General features: G+C 44.6%; 6 protein-coding genes. All 6 read left to right on the forward strand.

What is annotated here, in order from left to right:
• Positions 1 to 1,197: family 1 glycosylhydrolase (locus tag WEIDD23_RS05000; RefSeq protein ID WP_062358812.1), on the forward strand; the 1,197-nt coding region annotated here is incomplete at its 5' end.
• A gap of 5 nt (positions 1,198 to 1,202) precedes the next feature.
• Complete coding sequence (locus WEIDD23_RS05005) at positions 1,203 to 2,426, forward strand: MFS transporter (protein WP_062358813.1); 1,224 nt, start codon at positions 1,203 to 1,205, stop codon at positions 2,424 to 2,426.
• 104 nt (positions 2,427 to 2,530) lie between these two features.
• Positions 2,531 to 3,079, forward strand: coding sequence for an NADPH-dependent FMN reductase (locus tag WEIDD23_RS05010; protein WP_010370791.1), 549 nt, complete (start codon positions 2,531 to 2,533; stop codon positions 3,077 to 3,079).
• 134 nt (positions 3,080 to 3,213) lie between these two features.
• A complete protein-coding gene (locus tag WEIDD23_RS05015; RefSeq protein ID WP_010370788.1) occupies positions 3,214 to 4,035 on the forward strand; it encodes a hypothetical protein in 822 nt (273 codons plus the stop codon).
• Between the two features lie 162 nt (positions 4,036 to 4,197).
• The gene (locus tag WEIDD23_RS05020; RefSeq protein WP_010370785.1) at positions 4,198 to 4,518 is read left to right on the forward strand and encodes a hypothetical protein; all 321 of its coding nucleotides are present in this window, start codon (positions 4,198 to 4,200) and stop codon (positions 4,516 to 4,518) included.
• 88 nt (positions 4,519 to 4,606) lie between these two features.
• Positions 4,607 to 5,986 carry a 23S rRNA (uracil(1939)-C(5))-methyltransferase RlmD gene (gene rlmD, locus WEIDD23_RS05025; protein WP_010370782.1) on the forward strand — a complete coding sequence of 460 codons (1,380 nt, stop codon included), beginning with the start codon at positions 4,607 to 4,609 and terminating at the stop codon, positions 5,984 to 5,986.
• The last annotated feature ends 21 nt before the right edge of the window (positions 5,987 to 6,007 follow it).

The following is a 6,007-nucleotide window of genomic DNA, read 5'->3' on the forward strand; positions in this document are numbered from 1 at the left end:
AAAACGGATGGCGCAGAAAATACGCAGTGGCATGAGTGGGAGCTTGCGAATGCTGACCGCTTAGCAAGTGACTATGATACGGCATTCAAGGATGTCCCAACGGTTGATGATTTCCGTGTAGCTGGGAACGATCCGCAAAATTACATTAGCGGTATGGGGATTCATCATCGGGAGCGTTATGATAGCGATTTTGATAAACTACAAGCACTAAACTTCAACGCTTTTCGATTCAGCGTGGAATGGGCCCGCGTTGAACCGGAAGAAGGGGTTTATGATGAAAGCGAAATTGTATTTTTAAAGGATTATATTGCCTCAATCAAGTCACACGGGATGACACCGGTCTTGACGTTATGGCATTGGACGATGCCGTTGTGGTTCACTGAAAAAGGTGCCTTTGAAAAGCGTGAAAATGAGCGATACTTTGAAGAGTTCGCGGCATACGTCTTGCAGAAATTGCAAGATGACATTGATATTGTCTTAACGTTTAATGAGTGGAATGTCTATACATTTGCTGGCTATATAGCAGGTGAATGGGCGCCAATGCAGACGTCATTTTTGACAGCATTTAAGGTGGCTTTGCACTTAACGGAAACGCACAACCGCGTCTACGATATTGCCAAAATGATTAAGCCAGCATTCAAAGTGTCGGTGGCTCACAATACGGCTGATTTTATCGCGTTAAACCGAAAGGTAACAACGAAACTCGGTTTGGCTTGGAATCGTTGGCAACGTGACAACTTTTTCTTAGATCGGACATATCAAAAAATGGATTTCTTAGGGCTGAATTGGTATAACGCCGATAGTTATGATGGCTTTACAGTTAAAAATCCTAACGAAAAGGTCAACGACATGGGATGGGATATGCGACCAATTCGCATTGAAAAGACCTTGGTTCGCTTGTACAATCGTTATCAGTTGCCAATTTTAATTACGGAAAATGGTTTAGCTGATGGTGACGATTCAGATCGTGAATGGTGGCTTTCGGAGACCCTGCAAGCGCTGGAAAATGCTGAAAGTGCCGGTGTTGATTTGATGGGGTATCTGCATTGGTCGGCGTTTGATAACTTTGAATGGGATAAGGGGTATTGGCCGCGATTTGGCCTAATTGCAGTTGATTACGAAAACGATTATGCGCGTGACATTCGACAATCAGCACAGTATTATGCAACGCGAATTTTAGAGTATCGAGGTAAGTAGAGAGAATGAATGAGCGACCAATCTCGCGACAATTTTTCTTAATGTATGCCTTGGCGTTTGTTGGCGTGTGGATGGCATTTATCGCACCGACAATGTCAGGATTACAGATTCGAATCGGACAAATTGATCCGGCACATAAAGCGAGTGGCTTAGCGCTCGTGTTGGGGGTTGGGGCTTTATTAGCTTTGGTTAGTAATCCAATTTGGGGACAATTATCAGATCGGCATATGGGTCGTTGGGGACGCCGTAAACCATTCATGTTCTTTGGTGGGTTAGCAGGAACGATGGCATTGTTTGTGCTGCCCCTTATGCAGACCGTTGTGGGCGTTGTGATTGCTTGGAGCGTGGTCCAGTTAGTGTTTAATGCAGCAATTGCAGCGTTACATGCCATCACATCGGATATGTTTCCAGAGTCAGAACGTGGCAAGGCCAGCGTGGCAGTTGGTGTCGGTGGTGGGGTTGGCACGGTGTTGGGTATCGGTCTTAGCGCAGCCCTGGTTAAAACACCAATTTTAATGTTTGGTGTGCCAGCGCTGCTGGGCTTTATTATCTTACTGATCTTTTTAGTGTGGTATCAGGATACACCGCTACAGGAAGCGCCAGTCAGAGCCGGTGTACTAAAAACAGTGCTTGATAGTTACAGCTTTAATTGGCGACAAACGCCGGATTTTGGCAAGCTGTTAACGGGGAATTTCTTCATCTTAATTGGTTTGAACATTATTACGACCTATCAAGTGTATGTGATGTCCGATCGATTAGGGTGGTCAGATGCTAAAGTGGCTAGCATGATTACCGTGATTTATCTGATATCAGGAGCCTCATCGATGGTAGCAAATTACATCGCGGGATGGTTGTCAGATAAATATGCCCGATATCGCGGTTGGATTGTTGGCAGCGCCTTATTGTTAGCAGGGACGGCCACGATGTTTGGCTTTCGACCGGACTTACTAATTTTGGCGGCTGTTTTGGCCGGCTTAGCACAAGGTGCTGAAAATAATGTGGCCTATGCTGCGTTATCGTTAACGATGCCAGACCAGGAAAATGGTGGTAAATGGTTGGGTATTGGTAATATGTCGATGGTCTTGCCGCAATCGATTGCGCCGGCTGTGGCGCCAATTTTGTTGGCAATTGGTAATCAATCAGTTAATTATGTGTCGCTGTATTTGGGCGCCGCAATCATTGCGGTTATTGGCGCTGGTGTCATCATGACCATCAAAAAATTACAATAAAAATGAAGACCTTTTAATTTGACCTGTTGATTTTTTGTGCTACGTCGTATAGACTTATATTTTGTAAGTGAAATGTAGCACACAGACAGTTAGGAGATTTATTCATGACAAAGTACGGTGTAATTGTTGGATCAATTCGTAAGAACTCATACTCACTTGGTGTGGCTGAGGCCCTTGTTGCTGGTTTGCCAGCCGATGCAGAAGTAACGTACTTCGACATCGCAAGCCTGCCTTTGTACAACCAAGACTTGGATGCAAACTCTCCTAAGGAATATGAAGACTTCCGCAAGTTGGTTGCTGAACAAGACGCATTCATTATCGTAACGCCTGAGCACAACCGTTCAGTGCCTGCTGCATTGAAGAACGCTTTGGACATTGCTTCACGTCCATGGGGACAAAATGTATGGGCTGGTAAGCCAGTTTTGCCTGCATCACAATCAATCGCCGGTCTTGGTGGTGTTGTGGCGCACCACGTGTTGCGTAACACGTTGGACTTCTTGGACATGGTTGTTATGCACCAACCAGAACTTTACATTGGTAACACAATGGACTTGGCTGACGAAGGTGGCAAGATCACTAACGAAGGTACAAAGAAGTTCTTGGCTGAATCAGCTGCTAAGTACAACGACTTCGTTTTGAAGGTTCTTGGCTAAAATATAGACTAATGAAATGACGACTCGCAAATCTGCTGGTCGTCATTTTTTGTTTGACCTGATAATTAGCCATAAGGGCCTAATTGCTGTTATGATTGTTAACAATAATTAAGTACAGTTTGGAATGGTGATACATGTTATTAAATGAAATGTTTGATGATTATGGTGAGTTGATTTTATCACCGACTGATTTTGTGAGCCTTGAAGTGTATCACGAACTCATTGATTTAATCACCGCTAAGGATGCTGAAGGGGCCACGACGCTTTTGCAGGATATGCGCGCTGTTAATATATTCTCAACCCGCACGGTGGGGATGTTATTTGAAGATGCTGCTAAGAAATTTGATGTGACAATTAACCAAGTCGATGGGTTAATTATTATGACGTTGGGTACTTTGGTAGCGCCGTTTGTTTCTGAACGGGCAATGCAAAATGCCGGCCTAGAGTGGTCGGTGGCTGACGGTGAAGCGCGTATTACGGTAACGTTGGATGATTTAGTTGCCCAACAAGTAAGTGTCTATACAGTTTTTGCTGAATTAGCTGATCCGGTGACCCGCCCTAAGAAATTACTGCCAAAGTTTTTCCGGGCAGTTGTTGATGAAGTGCCAATTAGTTACCAGGCTGCATTGATAGATTTGCAGGAAATGAAATTTGAGTTGATTGGGCAGTTGCCAGCAGAACGGCAGACAACGGTCACATCACAACCAGACGAAATTGATTATCGTGAGGACGCACGGCCATTTAAATTTGTTGATTATGATCACATGATTGACTATTCGTTTTTACTCAATGATGCGGGCCAACGGGTGGCTTTGTACCGGTTAGATAGTGGCGAATTTGTGGCGATGGTCCCAACTCAGGATGAGACCGCGCGAGCATTAGCAGTTGAATATAAGGGGCAAATGATGCCGGTTGCGGCAGCGTATGTTGAAGAACACGGACGTCGCATTAACTAACAAAAAGCAGATCTTTCGATGACGAAAGGTCTGCTTTTTGTTAACCACGTTACTTAAAAACGTTGCTATATAGGCGTTTCCGGCCGATTGTTTTGTTGCAAAATGAAAAATTATCAGATATGATGAAATTATGTTGTGAAAGTAATCAATGGGGGACACGTCATGAATCAAGGGATTTTATTACCAGAATCAACGGTACAATTTGTCACGAAACAAGAATTTGAATCATTCAAGCAACGAGAATTTACGAAGCTACAACAGGATGTAACAGAACTACAACGTGATGTGCATGATGTTCAGAAGGACCTGCACGATGTTAAAGATGATGTCGCAGCCATACAGACGAAAATGAACGGTTTCGGCGAAGATATGGCAGTACTGCGCTCCGATAACCGTGCGATTAAATGGTTACTTGGTCTTGGTGTTGTGCTACCGGGCTTGACGTTTATTGTGCGGCAGCTTGTCGAAATGGTAACGTACTAAGGCTAACCGACTACGTGATGAATATTCCACCGTGCATTCAGGTATAATGGATAGTGGAAATTAATTTGAGAATCACGAGATAAAAAATATGAGCAATACAGTTATTCCGGTAAAGCTCGGCGAACAGTACGAAGGCACTGTTGTCGACGTGCTTTACACGGGGGTTGGGGTCATCATGGTGGATGATTACCCAATCCATTTGGAGAACGCCTTTGAAGGCGAGAAAATTCGATTTGAAGTGACACAAGTCAACCGTAAATTTGGACGTGCCAAGGTCGTTGAAATTGAAGTTGCCTCACCAGATCGTGTCGATTCAGGCAAAGATTACTTGCTTGAAGCGGGCATTGCACCCTATGTTAACTTGGCTTATGATGCCCAACTACGTTTGAAGCAACAACAAGTGCAGAAGTTGTACAAGGCGGTTGGCATTGATGTTGACGTGGCGCCCACAATTGGGATGGATAACCCCACACACTACCGTAATAAGACGGTTGTGCCAGTGAAGTACGTTGATGGGAAATTAACGACCGGTTTCATTAAAAAACGTACACCGGGCGATATTGTGCCATTGGATGATTACTTTGTTAATGACGAAAAAATTGATCAAATCATTGGCATTGTCAGGGATATTCTTGATGCGCACAAAGTATCAGTCTTTGATGACGACACACAAGAAGGTGAAATGCGATATATCATGGTTCGCCGTGGCTACTATAGTCACGAGGTGATGGTGGTGCTAGTCACGCAAACGCCAACTTTGACCGATGAAGACGCAATTGCTGCTGATATCGCTGCTGCCGTGTCAGGTATTAAGAGCATTATTTTAAACCACAATCCGCGTAGTTTACATGTGTTGACTTCTGGTGATAATCGCACATTGTGGGGGGCAGATGCCATCCACGATAAGTTGCTGGACATTGATTTTGAAATCGGGCCAAATTCGTTCTACCAGGTTAACCCACAGACGACTGAAGTGTTGTATGACATGGCAGCCACAAAGGGTGAGTTGAAAGAATCGGATACGGTTATCGACGCATACTCAGGTATTGGTACCATTGGATTAACAGTGGCCGACCGTGTCGACAAAGTTTTAGGTGTGGAAGTTATCGAACGTGCCGTTATTGACGCGCAAAAGAATGTCGCAAACAACAACGTGCAAAATGCAGAGTTTGTGACAGCAGACGCACCCGAGCAAATGCAAAAGTGGAAAGATGGCGGTCTTAAGCCGGATGTCATCTTCGTTGATCCGCCTCGTCGCGGCTTGACGGAAGAATTACTTGATGCGGTGGCTGATATGAACCCCGACCGGTTTGTTTACGTCTCATGCAACCCCGAGACGATGGCGCGCGATGCTCGTTATCTAATTGATAAGGGCTTCCGTATTAAGGGTGATATCCAACCGTTGGACCAGTTCCCACAAACTGCGCACGTTGAAGCGGTGGCAGTGTTTGAACCAATTGAAAAGTAAAAAATAACGCCTAGATGCAAT

The organism is Weissella sp. DD23, from assembly GCF_001579105.1.
Lineage (GTDB): Bacteria > Bacillota > Bacilli > Lactobacillales > Lactobacillaceae > Weissella > Weissella cibaria.

Excerpts from the sequence above, each read along its gene's own strand:
- WEIDD23_RS05005 (WP_062358813.1), top strand. The coding sequence starts at position 1,203 with ATGAATGAGCGACCAATCTCGCGACAATTTTTCTTAATGTATGCCTTG.
- WEIDD23_RS05010 (WP_010370791.1), top strand. The coding sequence starts at position 2,531 with ATGACAAAGTACGGTGTAATTGTTGGATCAATTCGTAAGAACTCATAC.
- WEIDD23_RS05015 (WP_010370788.1), top strand. The coding sequence starts at position 3,214 with ATGTTATTAAATGAAATGTTTGATGATTATGGTGAGTTGATTTTATCA.
- WEIDD23_RS05020 (WP_010370785.1), top strand. The coding sequence starts at position 4,198 with ATGAATCAAGGGATTTTATTACCAGAATCAACGGTACAATTTGTCACG.
- rlmD (WP_010370782.1), top strand. The coding sequence starts at position 4,607 with ATGAGCAATACAGTTATTCCGGTAAAGCTCGGCGAACAGTACGAAGGC.